17 protein-coding genes are annotated in these 19,595 nt (G+C 75.2%); 10 read left to right on the top strand and 7 right to left on the bottom strand.

The window, feature by feature from the left end; translation table 11 throughout:
* Positions 1-3: 3 nt before the first annotated feature.
* Entirely contained in the window at positions 4-507 is a 504-nt protein-coding gene (locus ACGFX4_RS04020) for a DinB family protein (protein ID WP_393070023.1), read from the bottom strand.
* Between the two features lie 55 nt (positions 508-562).
* On the bottom strand, positions 563-1,018 hold the full coding sequence (locus ACGFX4_RS04015; protein ID WP_393070021.1) for a protein-tyrosine phosphatase family protein: 456 nt from the start codon (positions 1,016-1,018) through the stop codon (positions 563-565).
* 84 nt (positions 1,019-1,102) lie between these two features.
* Here ACGFX4_RS04015 and ACGFX4_RS04010 point away from each other — a divergent pair, with 84 nt between their 5' ends.
* Positions 1,103-1,672, top strand: coding sequence for a dihydrofolate reductase family protein (locus ACGFX4_RS04010; RefSeq protein WP_393070019.1), 570 nt, complete (start codon positions 1,103-1,105; stop codon positions 1,670-1,672).
* Positions 1,673-1,697: 25 nt separating this feature from the next.
* Here ACGFX4_RS04010 and ACGFX4_RS04005 read toward each other — a convergent pair whose 3' ends face one another.
* Positions 1,698-2,684 carry an aldo/keto reductase gene (locus tag ACGFX4_RS04005; protein ID WP_393070017.1) on the bottom strand — a complete coding sequence of 329 codons (987 nt, stop codon included), beginning with the start codon at positions 2,682-2,684 and terminating at the stop codon, positions 1,698-1,700.
* 191 nt (positions 2,685-2,875) lie between these two features.
* Here ACGFX4_RS04005 and ACGFX4_RS04000 point away from each other — a divergent pair, with 191 nt between their 5' ends.
* Together ACGFX4_RS04000 and ACGFX4_RS03995 are read left to right on the top strand one after the other, a co-directional pair.
* Complete coding sequence (locus ACGFX4_RS04000; RefSeq protein ID WP_393070016.1) at positions 2,876-3,913, top strand: SMP-30/gluconolactonase/LRE family protein; 1,038 nt, start codon at positions 2,876-2,878, stop codon at positions 3,911-3,913.
* Between the two features lie 28 nt (positions 3,914-3,941).
* On the top strand, positions 3,942-4,592 hold the full coding sequence (locus ACGFX4_RS03995) for a tetratricopeptide repeat protein (RefSeq protein WP_393070015.1): 651 nt from the start codon (positions 3,942-3,944) through the stop codon (positions 4,590-4,592).
* Positions 4,593-4,642: 50 nt separating this feature from the next.
* Here ACGFX4_RS03995 and ACGFX4_RS03990 read toward each other — a convergent pair whose 3' ends face one another.
* Complete coding sequence (locus tag ACGFX4_RS03990; protein ID WP_393070013.1) at positions 4,643-7,573, bottom strand: SCO7613 C-terminal domain-containing membrane protein; 2,931 nt, start codon at positions 7,571-7,573, stop codon at positions 4,643-4,645.
* A gap of 61 nt (positions 7,574-7,634) precedes the next feature.
* Positions 7,635-8,888: a YncE family protein gene (locus ACGFX4_RS03985; RefSeq protein ID WP_393070012.1), complete on the bottom strand. Its 1,254-nt coding sequence runs from the start codon at positions 8,886-8,888 to the stop codon at positions 7,635-7,637.
* 146 nt (positions 8,889-9,034) lie between these two features.
* Between ACGFX4_RS03985 and ACGFX4_RS03980 the strand changes: the two genes are divergently transcribed.
* On the top strand, positions 9,035-9,664 hold the full coding sequence (locus ACGFX4_RS03980; RefSeq protein ID WP_393070011.1) for a TetR/AcrR family transcriptional regulator: 630 nt from the start codon (positions 9,035-9,037) through the stop codon (positions 9,662-9,664).
* An 8-nt stretch (positions 9,665-9,672) separates the two neighbouring features.
* Here ACGFX4_RS03980 and ACGFX4_RS03975 read toward each other — a convergent pair whose 3' ends face one another.
* A complete protein-coding gene (locus ACGFX4_RS03975; RefSeq protein ID WP_393070009.1) occupies positions 9,673-10,680 on the bottom strand; it encodes an NADP-dependent oxidoreductase in 1,008 nt (335 codons plus the stop codon).
* 146 nt (positions 10,681-10,826) lie between these two features.
* Here ACGFX4_RS03975 and ACGFX4_RS03970 point away from each other — a divergent pair, with 146 nt between their 5' ends.
* Genes ACGFX4_RS03970 through ACGFX4_RS03960 form a run of 3 tightly spaced genes read left to right on the top strand, consistent with a single transcriptional unit; the run spans position 10,827 to position 13,917 of the window.
* Positions 10,827-12,413: a serine/threonine-protein kinase gene (locus ACGFX4_RS03970; RefSeq protein WP_393070007.1), complete on the top strand. Its 1,587-nt coding sequence runs from the start codon at positions 10,827-10,829 to the stop codon at positions 12,411-12,413.
* An 11-nt stretch (positions 12,414-12,424) separates the two neighbouring features.
* Complete coding sequence (locus ACGFX4_RS03965) at positions 12,425-13,234, top strand: arylamine N-acetyltransferase (protein WP_393070275.1); 810 nt, start codon at positions 12,425-12,427, stop codon at positions 13,232-13,234.
* Positions 13,231-13,917 carry an SMI1/KNR4 family protein gene (locus ACGFX4_RS03960; protein WP_393070005.1) on the top strand — a complete coding sequence of 229 codons (687 nt, stop codon included), beginning with the start codon at positions 13,231-13,233 and terminating at the stop codon, positions 13,915-13,917. The genes ACGFX4_RS03965 and ACGFX4_RS03960 overlap by 4 nt, the downstream gene beginning before the upstream one ends.
* A gap of 69 nt (positions 13,918-13,986) precedes the next feature.
* Here the strand turns inward: ACGFX4_RS03960 and ACGFX4_RS03955 are convergent, their stop codons facing one another.
* Positions 13,987-16,206 carry an NADP-dependent isocitrate dehydrogenase gene (locus ACGFX4_RS03955; RefSeq protein WP_393070003.1) on the bottom strand — a complete coding sequence of 740 codons (2,220 nt, stop codon included), beginning with the start codon at positions 16,204-16,206 and terminating at the stop codon, positions 13,987-13,989.
* A gap of 186 nt (positions 16,207-16,392) precedes the next feature.
* On the opposite strand from ACGFX4_RS03955, the gene ACGFX4_RS03950 reads away from it, so the two are divergent.
* From ACGFX4_RS03950 to ACGFX4_RS03940, 3 genes are read left to right on the top strand one after another with little or no spacing between them, the layout of a single operon-like run.
* Positions 16,393-17,517: a DegT/DnrJ/EryC1/StrS family aminotransferase gene (locus tag ACGFX4_RS03950; RefSeq protein ID WP_393070002.1), complete on the top strand. Its 1,125-nt coding sequence runs from the start codon at positions 16,393-16,395 to the stop codon at positions 17,515-17,517.
* Positions 17,518-17,534: 17 nt separating this feature from the next.
* Positions 17,535-18,473 carry an NAD-dependent epimerase/dehydratase family protein gene (locus tag ACGFX4_RS03945; RefSeq protein ID WP_393070001.1) on the top strand — a complete coding sequence of 313 codons (939 nt, stop codon included), beginning with the start codon at positions 17,535-17,537 and terminating at the stop codon, positions 18,471-18,473.
* Between the two features lie 59 nt (positions 18,474-18,532).
* Positions 18,533-19,579 (top strand): hypothetical protein, encoded by a 1,047-nt coding sequence (locus ACGFX4_RS03940; protein ID WP_393070000.1) that lies wholly within the window; start codon positions 18,533-18,535, stop codon positions 19,577-19,579.
* Positions 19,580-19,595 lie beyond the last annotated feature (16 nt).

Below are 19,595 nucleotides of genomic sequence, written 5' to 3'. Positions count from 1 at the left end.
CCATCACTTCCGGTTGTGGTCGCCCGTCGCGCCGTCCAGCAGCTCACGCATGATGTCCAGGTGGCCGGCGTGCCGGGCGGTCTCCGTCGTCATGTGGATCAGCACCCAGCGCAGCGACACCGTCTCGCCGAACCACGCGGTGCCGGTGTCCTCCAGCGCCAGCTCGGCGATCACCCGGTCCGACGCCTCGCACGCCCGCCGGTAGAACGCCAGCACGCCCGCCGTCGTCTCGTCCGGCTCGATCCGCAGGTCGGAGTCCTGGTCCGCGTCCAGGTCGAAGGGCAGCGGGCCGGTCTCCCGGCCGAACGCCCCGCTGAACCAGCCGAACTCCGCGCCGCCCAGGTGCTTCACCAGCCCGAGCAGACTGTTGCCGCCCGGCGTCATCGGGCGGCGCAACTGCTCGTCGTCCAGCCCGTCGAGCTTCCACAGCACCGCGTCCCGGTGCCGGTCCAGCGCGACGTGGAGGCTGGTCTTCTCGTCCCCGGTGAACGGCACGCGCTTCATCATGATCGCGACCCTAGCAGCGCCCACCGACACCCCCGCCGCCCCACCCGACGGCAGGTCACCGGGCAACGGTGAAGCGGGAGACGAAGCGGCGCTGCCAGGGGGTCTCGACCGCGCGCGGGTCGTAGTGCTCGCGGACGAAGCCGACGGCCGACGCCGGGGCGACGCCGTCGAGGACGGCGAGGCAGGCGAGGGCGGTGCCGGTGCGGCCGCGGCCGCCGCCGCACGCGACCTCGACCCGCTCGTGCTCCGCCCGGGTCCACAGCTCGCGCAGCGCGGCGGCGAAGTCGGCCGGATCGGCCGGGAGCCGGAAGTCCGGCCAGCGGACCCAGCGTTGCGGCCACGCCGTCCCCGCCGGCGGCCGCCCCAGCAGGTACAGGCCCCAGGCGGGCCGGGGGCCGTCCGGGACGGGCCGCCGCAGCGCCCGTCCGCGCACCAGCCGCCCGGAGGGCAGCCGCAGCACGCCCTCCGCCTCCGGCTCCCAGCTCTGCCCGCCACCGCTCGTCGGCCCCATGACACGCATCCTGGCATCCCGTCCGCCGTCGGCCCCGGGGCATACCGTGAAACGGCCCCCATCCCATCGCGCGCGAGGACGGCCATGCGGAAGATCATCCTGATGATGTCGGTCTCCCTGGACGGCTACATCGAGCGGCCGGACCGCCGGATCGACTGGCACCGGGTCGACGACGAACTCCACGGCTTCCTCAACGACGAGCTGCGCACCATGGGCGCGTTCATCCACGGCCGGGTGACGTACGACCTGATGGCCGCGTACTGGCCGACCGCCGACCAGGACCCCCAGGCCCCGCCGGTGATCGCGGACTTCGCCGGGATCTGGCGGTCGATGCCGAAGGTCGTGTACTCGCGCACGCTCGACCACGCCGACTGGAACACCACCGTCCGCCACGAGGTGGACCCGGACGAGGTGCGGGCGATGAAGGCCGGGCCGGGCGGCGACATCGTGGTGGGCGGCGCCGACCTGGGGGCCGCGTTCCGGGAGCAGGGCCTGATCGACGCGTACCGGGTGCTGGTGCACCCGGTACTGATCGGCCGGGGGAAGCCGCTCTTCCCGCCGGCCGACCTCGAGGAGTCGCTCACCCTGACCCGCAGCCGTACCTTCTCCAACGGCGTGGTCCTGCTCGACTACGACAGGGACGAAGCCGCCTGACGGAGCGTCGGCGACGCGCGGCCGGCTACCAGCGGCCGTGCACCTGGGCGCGGATCCGCCGGTCGTACAGCTCGCGGACCGCGTCCAGCGTCGCCTCCGGCAGCGCGGGGAGGTCGGCGGCGGCCGCGTTCGCGCGGGCCTGCTCGGCCGAGCGGGCGCCGGGGATCACCGAGCTGACGCCGGGCTGCTGCAGGATCCAGCGCAGCGCGGTCTGGGCCGGGGTGGCCCCGGCCGGGGCGAGCTCCGCGAACTCGACGGCGGCCTCGACACCCGTCGCGTAGTCGACGCCGGAGAAGGTCTCGCCCTGGTCGAAGGCGGAGCCGTCGCGGTTGTAGGTGCGGTGGTCGTCCTTGGGGAAGACCGTCTCCGCGGTGTACCGGCCGGACAGCAGGCCGCTGGCCAGCGGCACCCGGGCGATGATGCCGACCCCGGCGGCCTGCGCGGCGGGCAGCACCGCCTCCAGCGGCTTGAGCCGGAACGGGTTGAGGATGATCTGCACGCTCGCCACGCCCGGCCGGGCGATCGCGGTGAGCGCCTCCTCGCAGGTCTCCACACTGACGCCGTACGCGGCGATCTTCTGCTCGGCGACCAGGGTGTCCAGCGCGTCGAACACCTCGCCGGAGGAGTACACCGGGGTCGGCGGGCAGTGCAGCTGCACCAGGTCGAGCCGGTCGGTGTCCAGATTGCGCAGCGAACGCTCCACCCAGGGGCGGAAGTTGTCCATCACGTAGTTCTCGGGCAGCTGCGGCAGGCGGCGGCCGAGCTTGGTGGCCACGAAGATGCCGGCGCCCGCGCCGGGCCCGTGCAGGTAGCGGCCGATCAACTGCTCGCTGCGGCCGTCGCCGTACACGTCGGCCGTGTCGAAGAAGGTCACCCCGGCCTCGACCGCGGCGTCCAGGACGGCGAGCGCGGTGCTCTCCTCCACGTCGCCCCAGTCCGCGCCGAGCTGCCACGTGCCCAGGCCGACCACCGACACCGCGCGGCCGGTCCGGCCGAGCACTCGCTGCTCCACGTCGTCTGTTCCTCTCTACCGGGTACCGGCCGTCCGTGGCCGGACTCGTGCCACGATAACCCGCCCGGGGCCCCGATCCCGGGACGGACCCCGCCGATCCGCTTGTGAAGCCGTGGCCGTCCTGCGTACACGGGCGATCCGCGTGTGCTGGGGTGTCACCGTCCAGTTCCACGGGGGAAGGAACCTTCGGCATGTCCGCACGCCTGCCCGCACCCGGCCCCGCCGGGCCCACCCGCCGGCTGACCCGCCGCCGCCTGCTCGGCCTGGGCGCCGCAGCCGGCGCGGCCGCCCTGCTCGACCCGTTCGGCCCGGCCGCGCACGCCGCCGGTCACGCCGCCGGTCAGGCCGCCGGTCAGGCCGCCGGGGCCGAACGCGCCACCTGGCCGACCGAGTTCGCCCTGCCCGACGGGTTCCGTCCCGAAGGCATCGCGATCGACCCGCGCGGCCGCGCCTACCTCGGCTCGCTCGCCGACGGCTCGCTGTACCGGGCCGAACTCGCCACCGGCCGGGGCGAGGTGTTCAGCGCCGGCCCGGCCGCCGGAACGCCCTCGCTCGGCCTCAAGGTCGACCCGCACGGCCGGCTCTTCGTCGCCGGCGCCAACGGCGGCGACGCCCGCGTCGTCGACTCCCGCACCGGCCGCACGCTCGCCTCGTACCGGCTCACCGGCGGCGACAGCTTCATCAACGACCTGGTCGTCACCCGCGACGCCGTCTGGATCACCGACTCGCTCAACGCCGTCCTGTACGGCCTCCCGCTCGGCCCCGGCGGCCGGCTGCCCGACGCCGCCGACCTCGTCCGGCGGCCGATCACCGGCACCTTCCAGCAGGTCCCCGACAGCACCTGCGCCAACGGCATCGAGACCACGCCCGACGGCCGGGCCCTGCTGGTCGTCAACATGACCACCGGCAGCCTGAACCGGATCGACCCGCGCACCGGCGTCGCCGAGGACGTCGACCTCGGCGGCACCTCGCTCACCTGGGGCGACGGCCTGCTGCGGCACGGCTGCGAGCTGTTCGTGGTCCGCAACTTCCTCGACGAGATCGCCGTCCTGCGCCTCACCCCGGACGGCCGCCGGGCCGCCCCCACCCGCCGGATCACCGACCCGCGCTTCCGCATCCCGTCCACCGTCGCCGCGTACGGCGACCGCCTCTACCTGCCCAACGCCCGCTTCGACATCGACCCGCTGCCCACCACGCCGTTCAACGTGGTTGCGGTGCCTCGGACCTGACGGTCCGTCCGCCCGTAGAGTGGGCCCCATGACCACGGACATACGGATCGAACGGGCCGGCCACCTCTACGAACGCGCCGTCTTCACCGGCGACACCGACGCCCTCACCGTCGCGGAGGTCGGCCTCGACGCCGCCGAGGCCGACCTCGCCCTGGCCCGCGGCCGACTGGTGCACGCCCGCTTCCTCGACGACCGGGTCGAGGACGCCCGGGAGTTGGAGCTGTTCGAGCGCGCCGCCGAGCTGTACGCCAGGCTCGGCGACGCGCGCGGCGAGGGCGAGGCGCTGTTCTGGATCGGCACCTTCCACCAGGTCGTCCGCGAGGACACCCCGACCGCCCTGCCCGCGTTCGAACGCGCCCTGGAGCTCGCCACCAAGGCCGGCGACCGGCTGACCCTCTCGTACGTCCTGCGCCACCTGGGCTTCGCGGAGCAGTACGCCGGACGGCCCGAGGCCGCCCTCCCCCTCTTCGAGGAATCCACCCGCCTGCGCCGCGAGCTGGACTTCCGGCCGGGTGTGGCCGCCAACCTCATCGCCCTCGCCCACGTCGCCGCCGACCAGCAGCGCCCCGCCGACGCGACCGCCCTCCTCGCGGAGGCCGACACCCTCGCCGCCGCCTGCGAGGCCCACGCCGTCCGCCGCTGGGTCACCGAAGCCCGCGAACGCCTCGACCTGTCGTAGGCCGCCCCGACCCACGGGGCGCGGCGCCCGCTCCTCGCTCCGCGCCCCGGTCAGCGCAGGGTGCGGAGCGACTCCCGCAGGCGGCGGGCGTCGTGCAGGCGCTGCTCGTAGCGGGCGCCGAGGGCCAGCAGGAGGAGGCCGGCGAGGGCGAGCGGCACCCAGCGCGGCAGCAGGCCGAGAGCCTGGACGACCGTCGGCGCGAGCTCGTGCCCGGCCGTGAGCAGAGCGGTCGCGGCACCCAGCAGCAGCGGTGCCTGGAGCCGCAGCCGGACGCCGGCCACCGTGACGGCGAGCGCGCCCACGCCGAGCAGCAGCGGCCGCACCCAGTGCCCGTCCGACCAGAGCGCGAGCACGCTCGGCAGGAACGCGAGCGACAGGCCGGGGCCGTACGTCGACCAGGACGCCGCGTCCGGCTCCTGCCGGTGCCGCCGGTGGCCGATCGCGAGGGCGACGACCGCGAGCGGGAGCGTGTACGCCTCCGGCGTGCGGACGTCCCAGAGGGCGAGCCGCACCCAGGAGGAGCAGGTCAGCAGCACTCCCGCCGCCACGGCGGCCGGCACCCGCCGGTCGGCCCGCAGCGCCACGCCGAGCGCCGTCACCCCGCTCACCGCCAGCGCGAACGCCAGCACCCCCGGGTGGCTCAGGAGCAGCGGCAGCGCCACCACCGCCAGTGCGTACCCGGCGAACTCCACCGCCAGGGACAGCGCCCCGGCCGCCCGCCCGGACCCGGCCGGATCGGCCTGCGCGGGCGCCGCCTCCGTCCGCAGCACGGCGGCGAGCGGCGCGGACAGGACCGCCACCGCCAGGACGGCGAGCACCACGCCGGACGTCGACAGTCCGCCGACCGTGCCGACCGCGGCCGCCTCACCGCCGAGCAGCAGCACACCGGCCGCGCCCGCCACGGGCGCCACCGCCGCGCCGCGCCACGCGAGCAGCGCTGCCAGCAGTACGCACACCCCGAGCACCACGACCGTCGCCGACCGGTCCGCCGACGCCCACAGCAGCGCCGGCGCGGGCGCACCGCACAGCGCCGCGAGGACACCCGGCCGGGCGCCGCGCAGCACCGTCGCCGCGGTGGCGAGCACCCCGAGCACCAGGGGCACCGCGACCGCGACGCCGTACGGCGCACCGGCCGCCACGGGCAGCAGCGCCACCGTCACCACGCCGATCGCGGAGGCCGCCGCCTCCGTGCCGACCGGCCGCAGTCCGTCCGCGAGGACCACCGCGACGGCGCACAGCGCCAGTCCGACCAGCGGCGCGGCGCCCAGCTCCCACGTCCAGCCGAGCGAGGTCGCGCCGGCCCAGGCCGCGTCGGCGTGCGCCACCGGTTCCGCGATCGCCCGGAGCAGGGCCGGAACGGCCGCGAGCGTGGTCAGCAGCAGCGCACCACCGCCCGCACCGGCCAGCCCGAGGGCGGTCCCGACCCGCCGCACGCCGACCGGCGTACGGCGCAGGGAGCTCGCGGCGACGAGCAGCAGCAGCGCCGGCGCCTCGTACGCGACGGCCGTCCAGTCCGTGTCCGCCAGGTGCCGCAGGACGCCGCCGAGGGCGACGACCAGGGCGACCCCGGCCGCGGCGGCCGGGAGCGGCCGGATCGACGACGGCACCGCGGCCTGCCCGGCGAGCGCCAGTCCGAGCAGGGCCAGTCCACCGAGCGGCAGCACCGCCCACGCGGCCTCCCCCGCACCGTCCGCCGCCGCGGAGCCGGCCCCGGCGAGCAGCCCGCCGACCATCGCCCACAGCGCGGCGAACCCCGCCACGCACTGCCACAGCACGGACCAGCCGTCCCGCACCGTGCGCGGACCCGCCGGGCCCGCCGTCGGCCACGTCCCGCCGGGCCCGGCCGGGAAGGCACCCGCCGGCCATGCCCCGGCGGCACCGCCCGGGAGGGCCGTGCCCGCCGCCCACGGCGCGGCACCCGCACCGGCCGGCGCACCGCCCGCGGCCGTCTTCGCCTCACCGGCGCTCGCAGCGTTCGAAGAACCGGCCGCAGCACCGGCCACCGCCCCGGCCGCAGCACCCGGCAGCCCCGCGCCGTCGCCGGTCGGCCCGTCGCCCGTCGGCGTGCCGGTTTCCGCCGAAGCGCCGGCCGTCGGGGCCGGTCGCACCAGGCGCGAGGTCCGGCGGGCGGCGCCGAGCAGAAGCACGTCGACCGCGGTCGCACCGACCATCGCCGCCGCGTACGCCTGGACGGCCACCACCTCCGCCGCGACGAGCGCGAGCAGGACGGGGATCCGCGTCGTCAGGAAGCCGACCACCAGCGGGAAGCGCAGGCGCAGCGCCCACCCGTACCCGAGCGCGCCCGCCGCGACGACGCCGGTGACGACCGCCCAGTAGGCCGCCCCGTCGCCGCCGTCGAGCCCGGCCAGGCCGGCGGCGCGGGCCGCGTACCCGTCGAGCAGGACGAGGCCGAGGCCGATGCCCGCGGCCGCCTCGGCGGTGGCGGTGAGGCCGCGTCGCAGGAGCGGCTTCGGGACGGCGAGCGCGATCGCGGTGAGCGCGAGCAGCACGGCCGCGCGCCCGCCGATCCCGAGGTAGCCCCAGCTGACCACGGTGAAGACCAGGGCGGCGACGCTGACCAGCAGGCCGCCGAGGACGAGCAGCACGGTCTGGGCCGACCGCCCCGACACCTCCGCCCGCCCGCCGCCGGCCTGCTGACCGGCGCCGACGGTCCACACCGGACCGACCGGACCACCCGCGCCGGCCGCCCAGCCCGCGGCGGCCGGGGCTCCGCCCCACGCCGCGGCCGCGCCGGCGCCCGCGGGGCGGTCCCGCAGGGCCCGCAGCCGGGCCAGCAGTCCTTCCCGCTGGGCGAGCAGCGTGGCCCGCTGCTGCTCGACCATGCCGAGCGCGACCTCGATCTGCCAGAGCGCTCCGGCGTCGGGGCCGGTGAGCGGCAGGCGGCAGTGCGGGCAGGCGGTGTGTGCGCCGGGGCCGAGGGCGGTGCGGCAGTCGGGGCAGAGCGGCACGGGGCTGGTCATGCCGAGAGTGTGGCGGTCCGGGCGGCCGCCGTACATGAGTACGGCTACTCAACCTCGCGGATCACGGTCCGGCGGGGCCGGTCCAGTCCGCCGGGACGTGGCCGAGCCGGACGCGTTGCGGGTGGTCGCCGACGGCGACACTGGCGGTCGGCTGCCCGGTGGCGAAGTCGATCGCGGTGACCCGGTCGGCGCCGCTCTCGGAGATGACGCAGGACTTCCCGTCGCCGCTGACGGTGGCCCAGTAGGGCTTCTGGGCGGGGACGAGCGGGCCCTCGGTGAGGGTGGCGCGGTCGACGACGGTCGCGTAGTCGTCCATCGTGCCGGCGACGCACAGCTTGCTGCCGTCGGGGCTCACGGAGAGGCCGTGGTGGCGGGAGTCGTTGACCCAGGTGGTGCGGTCCTCGCTGGTGGCGGGGTTCTTGGGCAGGGTCTTGACCCGGGTGATCCGGTCGGCGGCGACGTCGTACTCGACCAGGCCGTTGAAGAAGGAGACCTGGAAGTAGAGTTGCCGCCCGTCGGGACTGAACGCGGCGGGCCGGACGGCGTCGGAGAGGTCGGCGCGGCCGAAGGCGTCGAGGCGCTGGCGCATGTCGATGGTGCGGATCGGCGCGTAGGTGTCGGCGTCGACGACGGTGATGTGCCGGTCGCCCTTGGTCCAGTCGAGCCAGGGGGCGTCGAGCGCGGTGGTGACCTCGCCGATGGACATGTTCCACAGCCGGTGGCCGCCGTCGGTGAAGAGGTTCTCGTGCGGCTTGTCGCCGGTGGCGAAGGAGCCGAGCTGTCGGCCGGTGCGCACGTCGAGGACGTGCACGGTGTTGGCGGTGGAGGCGGAGACGGCGACGCGTGTGCCGTCGGGCGAGAGCGCCATGTGGTCGGCGCGGTAACCGGCCACCGGGAAGCGCCAGTTGATCCGCCCGGTGGCGATGTCGACGGAGACCACGTCGGCGAAGCTGGGGCGGGAGACGACCACGGCGGTGCCGTCGGGCGTGGAGTACATGTCGTCGACGAACTGGTCGTGGCCCTCGCCGGGGCCGAGCCGGACGCCGAGGAAGTACGCGAGCTTGACCGGGTTGAGGTAGATCTCGGTGAGCCGCTGGTCGCGGTCGGGGACGACGTTGATCCGGCCGATCCGGGCGAGGTCGCCGCCGGAGCGGATCACGTCGGCGGTGCCGTCCCAGTTGTTGCCGACGAACATCACCTCGCGGAGGTCCGCGGGTGCGGCGGCGGCCGTCGGAGCGACGGTGAGCGGGGCGAGCGTCAGGGCGGCGGCCAGGCCGCACACCGCCCGGAGGCGCAGAGAGCGGGAAAGGGCCATCGCCAACTCCTCGGCAGCGAGCACGAATTCTGAAACGAACGGTAGTCAGATTTGGCGCTACTCGACGGTAGGGACCGGCCCCGGCCGCTGACAAGACCCCGGTCCGCCACAATTCACCGACGGCACTCGAAGGGCGGGGACAGCACGTGGCACGACCGGACAGGCAGTACGGCGGGCGGACGGCCGAGGCGCGCCGGGCGGAGCGGCGCGAGCGCTTCCTCGCGGCGGCGCTCGACCAGTTCGGCAGCCGGCCCGGCTACCGGGCGGCGTCGGTGGCGGGCCTGTGCGAGGCGGCCGGCCTGTCGACCCGGCAGTTCTACGAGGAGTTCCGCAACCTGGAGGACGCGCTGGCCCATCTCCACCTGCGGGTCAACGACCTCGCCGAGCAGGCCGTCCTGAGCGCCCTGCCGGCCGCCGCCGGGCTGCCGTTCGAGCAGCGGATCGCCGCGGTCCTGCGCGCGTACGTCACGGCGGCCACCGAGGACCCGCGGCGGCTGCGCATCGCGTTCGTCGAAATCGTCGGCGTGAGCGAGGCGTTGGAGACCCAGCGGCTGGACCGCCGGGCCCGCTGGGTGGACCTGATCGTCGCCGAGGCCGAAGCCGCCGCCGAACGCGGCGAGGCGGCGACCCGTGACTACCGGATCGCCGCCACCGCCTTCATCGGCGCCGTCAACGGCCTGCTCCACGACTGGACGGCGGGCCGCGTCACCGCCACCCTCGACGACGTCGTCACCGAACTCACCGCCCTGCTGCGGGGCGCCTCCCGCCCGCAGTAGGAGACCGGCTACGGGAGTTCGAGCACCAGCTTGCCGGTGTTCTCGCCGCGGAAGAGCATCTGCAGGGTCGCGGGGAACTCCTCGACCCCGCCGCGGACGACGTGCTCCTTGACCTTGATCCGGCCTTCGGCGATCCAGCCGGCCAGCTCCAGCGCGGCCTCGCCGTAGCGCTTGGCGTAGTCGAAGACCACGAAGCCCTCCATCCGGGCCCGGCGCACCAGCAGGCTCAGGTAGTTGGACGGGCCCTGCACCCCGGACTCGCTGTTGTACTGGCTGATCGCGCCGCAGACCACCACCCGGGCCCGCATCGCGAGCCGGGTGAGCGCGGCGTCGAGGATGTCGCCGCCGACGTTGTCGAAGTAGACGTCGATCCCGTCGGGGGCGTGCTCGCGCAGCGCCCTGCGGACGTCCTCGGAGCGGTAGTCGATCGCCGCGTCGAAGCCCAGCTCCTCGGTGAGCATCGCGCACTTGTCGGCGCCGCCGGCGATCCCGACCACCCGGCAGCCCTTCACCTTGGCGATCTGCCCGACGATGGTGCCGACCGCGCCGGCGGCGCCGGAGACCACGACGGTCTCGCCCTCCTGGAGCGCGCCGACGTCCAGCAGGCCGAAGTACGCGGTCATGCCGGGCATGCCGAGCGCGCCGAGGTAGGTGGAGAGCGGGGCGAGGGCCGGGTCGACCTTGAGCGTGCCCTTGCCGTCGGAGACCACGTGCTCCTGGACGCCGAAGGTGCCGACCACGAAGTCGCCGGGCTGGTACTTGGGGTGCCGCGACTCGGTCACCTCGATCACCGAGCCGGCCCGCATCACCTCGCCGAGACCGACCGGCGGCAGGTAGGAGGGCCGGTCGTCCAGCCAGCCGCGCATCGCCGGGTCGAGCGAGACGTACCGCGTCCGCCCGGCGAACTCGCCCTCACCGGGCGCGCGCACGGGCTCCTCGGCGAGGTTCCAGTCCTCGGACGTGACCTCCCCGACCGGGCGGGCGGCGAGGCGGATCTGGCGGTTGGTGCCCGGCATGGGGGTCTCCTGACGTCGACGAGGGTGGCTGCCCTGAGCCCGAGCATCATAAGCAAGCGCTTAGTCATCTGACCAGGCCGCCCCGCTGTCCCCCGCTACCGGTACCGTCTCGGTGCGGGGAGACAGGTCGAAGTGGGGGGTGGGGCATGGAGGCGCTCGAACCGGGCGATCCTCGCCGGGTCGGCGAGTACCGGCTGCTGCGGCGGCTGGGCGCGGGCGGCATGGGCGAGGTGTACCTGGGCCGCAGTCCGGGCGGGCGCACCGTCGCGGTGAAGCTGGTCCGCGGCGAGTACGCGGCCGACCGGGAGTTCCGCAGCCGGTTCCGGCAGGAGGTCGATGCCGCCCGCCGGGTCGGCGGGCAGTGGACGGCGCCGGTGCTGGACGCCGACACCGAGGGCGAGCACCCCTGGGTGGCGACCGGGTACGTCGCCGGGCCCCCGCTGGGCGAGGCGGTCCGCGACTTCGGCCCGCTGCCGCCCGCCGTGGTCCGGGCGCTCGGCGCCGGCCTCGCCGAGACCCTGGAGCACGTCCACGGCACCGGCCTGGTCCACCGGGACATCAAGCCGTCCAACATCCTGCTCGCCCTGGACGGGCCGCGCCTGATCGACTTCGGCATCGCCCGCGCGCTCGACGCGGCGACCGCCCTGACCCGCTCCGGGTACGTGGTCGGCTCGCCCGGCTACATGTCCCCCGAGCAGGCCAACGGCCGCCCCGCCGGGCCGCCCGGCGACGTCTTCTCGCTCGGCGCCGCCCTCGCGTACGCCGCCACCGGCATCGCCCCGTTCGGCGAGGGCGTCAGCGCCGCCGTCCTGCTCTACCGGGTCCTGCACGAGGCCCCGGACCTCTCCGGGCTCGACGGGGAGGTGCGCGCGGTCATCCTCGACTGCCTCGCCAAGGACCCGGACGACCGGCCCGTCCCGGCCGAGCTGCGCCGCCGCCTGACCACCGCCGGCCCCGGCACCGTCCGGCTCGGGCAGCGCGGCTGGCTGCCGTCGGCCGTCTCCGAGTCGGTCGGCCGCCTCGCCGTCGAGCTCCTCGCCCTGGACACCGAACCCGCCGACGCCGTCCCGGCGCACGCCGGCCACCCACCGACCGTCCTCGACGGCGGCACCGCGACCGGCGAACGGGCCTCCGGCGAGCACGCGGTGGTGCTCGGCACCGGGACCGAGCCGCACAGCAGGCCGCGGCGGCGCGCCCTCCCGCTGGTCCTCGCCACCGCCGTCGCGGCCGCGGCGACCGTCGGCGGCGTCCTGTGGCTCAACCGCGACCGGACCACCTCCGGCCCCGGCGACGGCGGCCGCACCGCCGCCGCCCCGCCGCCCACCTCGGCCTCCGCCTCGCCCTCGCCCTCGCCGTCCCCGTCGCCCTCCCCCTCGCCGTCCCCCACCAGCCTGGTGCCGGCCGCCTTCCTGGGGGTCTGGCAGGGCGACGTCCACCAGACCGACAAGGGCAACCAGGGCAAGTACCGGATCCAGTTCACCCCCGGCAACCCCGGCGCCAACGTCGGCCGCGCCTCCACCACCTGGGAGTCCACCGGCGTCCCCTGCGCCTCCGTGGACGAGCTCGCCTCGGTCAGCGGCAACACGGTCACCGTCCTGGAGACCACCACCTCGGTCAGCGCGAGCTGCGCCGGCGACGTGGCCCTGAAGATCGTCTTCACCCTCACCGAGGACGGCCACCTGATCGCCCAGCAGGACGGGTTCGAGGACGTCCGCCTCTCCCGCCAGCAGTGACCGCCGTTAGGGTGGGCGGGGTGGACAGCCCACTCAGCCCCGACCGGGTCGACGCCTACCTGCGGCGGATCGGCGCGGCCCGCCCCGCGCGGGCCGACGCGGACGCCCTCGCCCGGCTCCAGCACGCCCACCTGACCAGCGTCCCGTTCGAGAACCTCGCCATCCACCTCGGCGAGCCGATCGACCTCGACCGGGACGCGCTGCTCGGCAAGCTGCTGGACCGCCGCCGCGGCGGCTTCTGCTACGAACTCAACGGCGCCTTCGCCGAGTTGCTGCGCGCACTCGGCTACCGGGTGTCCCTGCTCGGCGCCCGGGTGTTCGGCGACGGCCGCCTCGGCCCGCCCTTCGACCACCTCGCCCTGCGCGTCGAGCTCGACGAGCCGTGGCTGGTCGACGTCGGCTTCGGCCGCTTCAGCACCCGCCCGCTGCGCCTCGACGAACGCGGCGTCCAGCACGACCCGGCCGGTGGGTTCACCGTCACCGAGCACGGCACCGACCTGGACGTCGCCCTCGGCGACGAGCCCCAGTACCGCCTCGACCCGCGCCCGTACGAGCTCACCGACTTCGCCCCCACCTGCTGGTGGCAGGCGACCTCCCCGGCGTCGCACTTCACCCGCTCCACCACCTGTTCCCTGCTCGCCCCGGACGGCGGCCGGACCACCCTGAGCGGCCTGCGCCTGATCCGCACCGCCCCGGACGGCGCCCGCGAGGTCCGCCGCCTCACCGAACCCGAGGCCCTCGCCGCCTACCGCGACCACTTCGGCATCACCCTCGACCGCCTCCCCGCCGACCCCGCCGCAGCGACCGGCCCGGCGTCATGACCGACTGGACCGGCATCCGCGAACGGGTCCTCGCCCTGGCCGGATCCCCCGGCGGCGACCGGGTCTTCGGGGCGGCCGGGCACGGCTTCGCGCTCGACGCGCCGCTGACCGCCGCCGAGCTGGCCGAGGCCGAGGAGTGGCTCGGCGTCGAACTGCCCGAGGACTACCGGTCGTTCCTGCTCCTGGTCGGCACCGGCGGGGCCGGCCCGGACTACGGCCTCTTCCCCCTGCGGCGCGACGGCGCGGGCGGCTGGCACTGGGTCGGCGACGTCCCCGAGGAGGTCGCGCCGGGCACGCTCACCGGGCTGTTCCCGGGCGGCGCGGACCCACTGGCCACCGCGCGGACCCTGGCGGCGCGGCCGCTGCGCGAGGAGTACGAGGACCTGGCCGACCTCGACGCGGCGCTGGAGCTGTGGGAGGAGGAGCGCGCCCAGGTCCAGTACGACCCGCAGGGCACCGCCGGGGCGCTCTGCCTGGGCGACGAGGGCTGCGGGCTGACGGCCTGGCTGGTCGTCTCGGGCCCGGAGCGCGGCCGCATGTGGCGCGACCCGCGCTCCGACGGCCACGACCTGCACCCGCTCCGGGACACCGACGGCACCCCGCTGGACTTCGCCGCCTGGTACCTCGGCTGGCTCGCCGCCGCCGAGGCCGCCTGCGCCCCGGACCGGCCGGACCGCGGCTGAGCCGGTGGCGCGGCACGCGGAAGGCCCCGCAGCCGGGGCTGCGGGGCCTTCGCGTCGGTCGCCCGGGTGTCAGGCGAGGGAGGCCAGGGCCTCGTTGAGGGTGGCGGACGGGCGCATCACGGCCGCGGCCTTGGCCGGGTCGGGCTGGTAGTAGCCGCCGAGCTCGACCGGGGAGCCCTGGACGGCGATCAGCTCGGCGACGATGGTCTCCTCCTGCTCGGTCAGGGTCTTCGCGAGCGGGGCGAAGGCCTCGGCGAGCTGGGCGTCGTCGGTCTGCTTGGCCAGCTCCTGGGCCCAGTAGGTGGCCAGGTAGAAGTGGCTGCCGCGGTTGTCGATGCCACCGAGGCGGCGGCTCGGCGACTTGTCCTCGTTGAGGAAGGTGCCGGTGGCGCGGTCGAGGGTGTCGGCCAGGACCTTGGCGCGCGGGTTGCCGGCGACCTGGGCGAGGTGCTCGAAGCTGGCGGCCAGGGCGAAGAACTCGCCGAGGCTGTCCCAGCGCAGGTAGTTCTCCTTGACCAGCTGCTGGACGTGCTTCGGGGCGGAGCCGCCGGCGCCGGTCTCGAACAGGCCGCCGCCGTTCATCAGCGGGACGACCGAGAGCATCTTGGCGCTGGTGCCGAGCTCCAGGATCGGGAACAGGTCGGTCAGGTAGTCGCGGAGCACGTTGCCGGTGACCGAGATGGTGTCCTCGCCGCGGCGGATGCGCTCCAGCGAGAAGGCGGTGGCCTCCACCGGGGAGAGGATCTCGATCTGCAGGCCCTCGGTGTCGTGCTGCGGCAGGTACTCGTTGACCTTGCCGATGAGCACGGCGTCGTGGGCGCGCTCGGCGTCCAGCCAGAAGACGGCCGGGGAGCCGGTGGCGCGGGCGCGGGAGACGGCGAGCTTGACCCAGTCCTGGATCGGCGCGTCCTTGGTCTGGCAGGAGCGGAAGATGTCGCCGGCCTGGACGACCTGCTCCAGCACGGTCTCGCCGTTGGCGTCCACCAGGCGGACGGTGCCGGCGGAGGCGATCTCGAAGGTCTTGTCGTGGGAGCCGTACTCCTCGGCGGCCTGGGCCATCAGGCCGACGTTCGGCACCGAGCCCATGGTGGCCGGGTCGAACGCGCCGTGGGCGCGGCAGTCGTCGATGACGGTCTGGTAGACGCCCGCGTAGCTGCTGTCCGGGAGGACGGCGAGGGTGTCGGCCTCCTGGCCGTCCGGGCCCCACATGTGGCCGGAGGTGCGGATCATGGCCGGCATCGAGGCGTCGACGATGACGTCGCTCGGCACGTGCAGGTTGGTGATGCCCTTGTCGGAGTCGACCATGGCGAGCGCCGGGCCGGCGGCGATCTCGGCGTCGAAGGAGGCCTTGATCTCGGCGCCCTGCGGGAGCGCGTCCAGGCCGGCCAGGATCGAGCCGAGGCCGTTGTTCGGGTTCAGGCCGGCGGCGGCCAGCACCTCGCCGTACTGGGCGAAGGTCTGCGGGAAGAAGGCGCGCACGACGTGGCCGAAGACGATGGGGTCGGAGACCTTCATCATGGTGGCCTTGAGGTGCACCGAGAACAGCACGCCCTCGGCCTTGGCCTTGGCGACCTGGGCGGCGAGGAACTCGCGCAGCGCGGCGACGCGCATCACGGAGGCGTCGACGACCTCGCCGGCCTGGACCGGGACGGTCTCGCGCAGCACGGTGACGGTGCCGTCGGCGGCGACGTGCTCGATGCGCAGCGCGCCGGCCTCGGCGATGACGGCGGACTTCTCGGTGGAGCGGAAGTCGTTGACGCCCATGGTGGCGACGTTGGTCTTGGAGTCGGCCGACCAGGCGCCCATCCGGTGCGGGTGGGTCTTGGCGTAGTTCTTGACCGACAGCGGCGCGCGGCGGTCGGAGTTGCCCTCGCGCAGGACCGGGTTGACGGCGCTGCCCTTGACCTTGTCGTAGCGGGCGCGGGTGTCGCGCTCCTCGTCGGTCTTCGGCTCGTCCGGGTAGTCCGGCAGGGCGTAGCCCTGGGACTGCAGCTCGGCGATGGCGGCCTTGAGCTGCGGGATGGAGGCCGAGACGTTCGGCAGCTTGATGATGTTGGCGGCCGGGGTCTTGGCCAGCTCGCCGAGCTCGGCGAGGGCGTCGGCGATCCGCTGGCCCTCCTCCAGACGCTCCGGGAAGCTCGCGATGATGCGCCCGGCCAGCGAGATGTCGCGGGTCTCCACACTGACGCCCGCAGTCGCGGCGTAGGCCTGCACGACCGGCAGGAACGAATACGTCGCCAGGGCCGGGGCCTCGTCGGTGTGGGTGTAGATGATGGTCGAGTCTGTCACCGGTACTCCGCTTCCACGTCTAGAACGTCTTGACATCAAGATATCTCATCACGCCCCGGGAGCACGCTCTCACCCGCCCGGCCGACCACGCCTCCCCATATCCGGGCCCGCCCGACGTAGCGTGGTGTGTCCGGGTTCGTCCCGATCCCGCAGAGCTGTTTCCGCAGTGACTCCTGGAGGTGGACCGTGGCGGTGCCCGCAGCCCGCATCGTGTTCGACGACGCCGACCGCGCCGCCGTGGCCGAGGCGGTGACCGAGATGCTCGGCACCGGCGCGCTGACCCTCGGACCGTGGACCCAGCGCTTCGAGCAGTCCTTCGCCACCGAGCACGGCGCCTCGCACGCCGTCGCGGTGGCCAGCGGCACCGCAGCGCTGGAAATCGTCCTGCGCACCCTGGACGTCCGGGGGCGCGACGTGGTCGTCCCGGCGGTCACCTTCTACGCCACCGCCGGCGCCGTGCTGCACGCGGGCGGACGCCCGGTGCTCGCGGACGTCGACCCGGACACCCTTGCACTCAGCGCCGAGACCGTGGGGGCCGTGCTCACCCCCGACACCGCGGCGGTGGTCCTGGTCCACATCGGCGGGCTGATCTCCCCCGGGGTGGACGCCCTCGCCGCACTGTGCGAGGCCCGCGGCATCCCGCTGGTCGAGGACGCGGCGCACGCCCACGGCAGCAGCTTCCAGGGCCGCCCGGCCGGGACCTTCGGCGTCGCCGGGGCCTTCTCGTTCTACCCGACCAAGGTGGTGACCAGCGGCGAGGGCGGCATGATCCTCACCGAGTCGCCGGAGCTGCGCGACGAGGCCCGCATCCACCGCGACCAGGGCAAGGGCTCCTTCGGCACCAACCACCACGTCCGCGAGGGCGCCTCCTGGCGGCTCAGCGAGGCGAACGCCGCCGTCGGCACCGTCCACCTGCGCCGGCTCAAGGAGTTCGTCGAGACCCGCCGCCGGGTCGCCGGCCGCTACGACGCCGCGCTCACCGCGCTCGACGGGCTCACCCCGGTCCTGGAGCCGCCCGGCAGCCGGTCCAACTACTACAAGTACGTGGCGCTGCTGCCGTCCGGCGTCGACCGGGCCGAGTTCAAGCGGCTCTGCGCCGAGGAGCACGGCGTCCGCCTCTCCGGCGAGGTGTACGACCTGCCGCTGCACCACCAGCCCGTCCTCGCCGCCCACCGCGACCTGCGGCTGCCGGTCGCCGAGGACGTCTGCGCCCGGCAGGTCTGCCTGCCGGTGCTCTCCGACATGACCGAGGACGAGACCGACCAGGTCATCGGCGCCGTCACCGCCGTCCACCGCCGCCTCGCCGGCTGACAGAAAGGAACACCGCCGTGCGCGTCGCCGTCACCGGAGGCTGCGGGTTCATCGGATCGCACGTCGTCGACCGGCTGCTGGCCGCCGGTCACGAGGTGCTGGTCGTCGACACCGCCGACCGCTACCTCAACCCGTCCGCCGAGCACGTCAGCCTCGACATCCTCGACCTGCCCGGCCTCACCGGCGCCTTCGAGGGCTGCGAGGTCGCCTTCCACCTGGCCGCCATGGCCGACGTCGAGAAGGTCACCGCCGACCCGGTCGGCGCCGTCCGCTGCAACATCGACGGCACCGAGACCGTCCTGGAGGCCGCCCGCCGCGCCGGGCTCGGCCACACCGTCCTCGCCTCCACCGTCTGGGTGTACGGCGCCGCCCTCGCCGAGCCCACCCTCGACGGCGAGGAGCAGGAACTCGACGAACACACCCCCATCGACCTCGACCGCAGCGGCCACCTCTACGTGGCCACCAAGCTCGCCGCCGAGATGCTCATGCACAGCTACCGCGAGCTGTACGGCCAGCACTTCACCATCCTGCGCTACGGCATCCCGTACGGGCCGCGGATGCGCGACGAGCTGGTGGTCGCCCGCTTCGTGCAGGCCGCGCTGGCCGGCCGGCCGATCACCATCGCCGGCGGCGGCCTGCAGACCCGCAACTTCGTCTACGTCGAGGACCTCGCCGACGCCCACGTCCGGGCGCTCTCCCCCGCCGCGCAGGACCAGACCTTCGCCCTGGAGGGCGCGACCGCGATCTCCATCCGGGAGATCGCCGACACCGTCGACCGGCTGCTCGGCCCGATCACCGTCGAGGAGGGCGAGGCCCGCACCGCCGACTACGCCGGCCGCCGGATCTCCAACGCCGCCGCCAAGCGTCTGCTCGGCTGGTCGCCGCGGACCAGCTTCTCCGACGGCGTCCAGCAGTACGCCGACTGGTACCGCTCCACCACCGGCGGGCCGCGCTGAGCGGCGACCGCCCGCCGCACGCCCTGCTGGTCTCCGGCTCCCTCGGCCAGGGCCACGACGTGATGGCCCGGGCCTGCGCCGACACCCTGGAGGAACACGGCTGGACCACCGACACGGTGGACGCCATGGCCCTGCTCGGCGACCACTCCGGCGCGGCCGGCGAGGCGGTCTTCCGCCGGCTGCTCGCCCTGCCCGGCGTGTACGACGCCTTCCACTTCTCGGCGCTGCGGCCCGGTGCCCGGATCGCCCTCGCCGCCGACGCCGCCGCCCGGCGGCGCCTGGTCCCGGCGCTGCGCGGGCTCCTCGCCCGGCAGCGGCCCCAGCTCGTCGTCTCGGTGTTCGCCACCGCCACCTCCGCCGTCAACCAGCTGCTCGCCACCTGGCCCGCCGGCGTCCGGCACATGGTGCTGTGCACCGACGTCACCCCGCACCGGCTCTGGGTGCAGGACGGCACCGACCTCTTCCTGGTCACCTCGGAGGTCGCCGCCTGCGCCGTCCGCCGCTACCGGCCGCACGCACCGGTCGCCGTCCTGCCCGCGCCGCTGCGCGATCCCTTCTACCGGCCGCCCACCCGGGCCGAGGCCCGCGCCGAGACCGGGGTGCCCGACGACGCCCGGTGCGTGCTGCTGATGTCCGGCTCCTGGGGGCTCGGGCCGCTCGCCCGCGCCGCCGCCCAGCTCTCCGACGCCGGCCCGCACGTCCTCGCCGTCGCCGGCAGCAACACCGAGCTCGAGGGCCGGCTGCGCGCCGCCGCCCGCTCCCGGCCCCGGCTGCACCCGTACGGCTGGACCGACCGGATGCCCGCGCTGATGGCCGCCGCCGACCTGGTCGTCACCAGCTCCGGCGACACCTGCAGCGAGGCCCGCGCGATCGGGCGGCGCCTGCTGCTGCTGGACGTCGTCCAGGGGCACGGCCGCGACAACCTCCAGCACGAACTGGAGCTCGGCCACGCCGACGTCACCTCCGCCCACCCCTCCGACGTCGTCCGCAGCGCCCTCGCCGCCCTCGACCGCCCCACCCCCGCCCCGTCCCCCGGCGCCACCCCCGCCCCGTGGCGCACCGGCTTCACCAAGGCCCTCGCCGACCTGGGCCTGCCGACCGCCTGACCCGGCACCCCGGGAC

Origin of the sequence: Kitasatospora sp. NPDC048365 (assembly GCF_043200835.1) — a bacterium.
GTDB lineage: Bacteria > Actinomycetota > Actinomycetes > Streptomycetales > Streptomycetaceae > Kitasatospora > Kitasatospora terrestris.
Note: the sequence above shows the minus strand (reverse complement) of the source record. Positions and strands in the feature narration are given on the sequence as shown.

Coding starts and splice junctions, on each gene's coding strand:
- ACGFX4_RS04010 (WP_393070019.1), top strand. CDS start 1,103: ATGCGGAAGATCATCCTGATGATGTCGGTCTCCCTGGACGGCTACATC.
- ACGFX4_RS04020 (WP_393070023.1), bottom strand. CDS start 507: ATGATGAAGCGCGTGCCGTTCACCGGGGACGAGAAGACCAGCCTCCAC.
- ACGFX4_RS04015 (WP_393070021.1), bottom strand. CDS start 1,018: ATGGGGCCGACGAGCGGTGGCGGGCAGAGCTGGGAGCCGGAGGCGGAG.
- ACGFX4_RS03960 (WP_393070005.1), top strand. CDS start 13,231: ATGACCGACTGGACCGGCATCCGCGAACGGGTCCTCGCCCTGGCCGGA.
- ACGFX4_RS03985 (WP_393070012.1), bottom strand. CDS start 8,888: ATGGCCCTTTCCCGCTCTCTGCGCCTCCGGGCGGTGTGCGGCCTGGCC.
- ACGFX4_RS03970 (WP_393070007.1), top strand. CDS start 10,827: ATGGAGGCGCTCGAACCGGGCGATCCTCGCCGGGTCGGCGAGTACCGG.
- ACGFX4_RS03990 (WP_393070013.1), bottom strand. CDS start 7,573: ATGACCAGCCCCGTGCCGCTCTGCCCCGACTGCCGCACCGCCCTCGGC.
- ACGFX4_RS04000 (WP_393070016.1), top strand. CDS start 2,876: ATGTCCGCACGCCTGCCCGCACCCGGCCCCGCCGGGCCCACCCGCCGG.
- ACGFX4_RS03975 (WP_393070009.1), bottom strand. CDS start 10,680: ATGCCGGGCACCAACCGCCAGATCCGCCTCGCCGCCCGCCCGGTCGGG.
- ACGFX4_RS03995 (WP_393070015.1), top strand. CDS start 3,942: ATGACCACGGACATACGGATCGAACGGGCCGGCCACCTCTACGAACGC.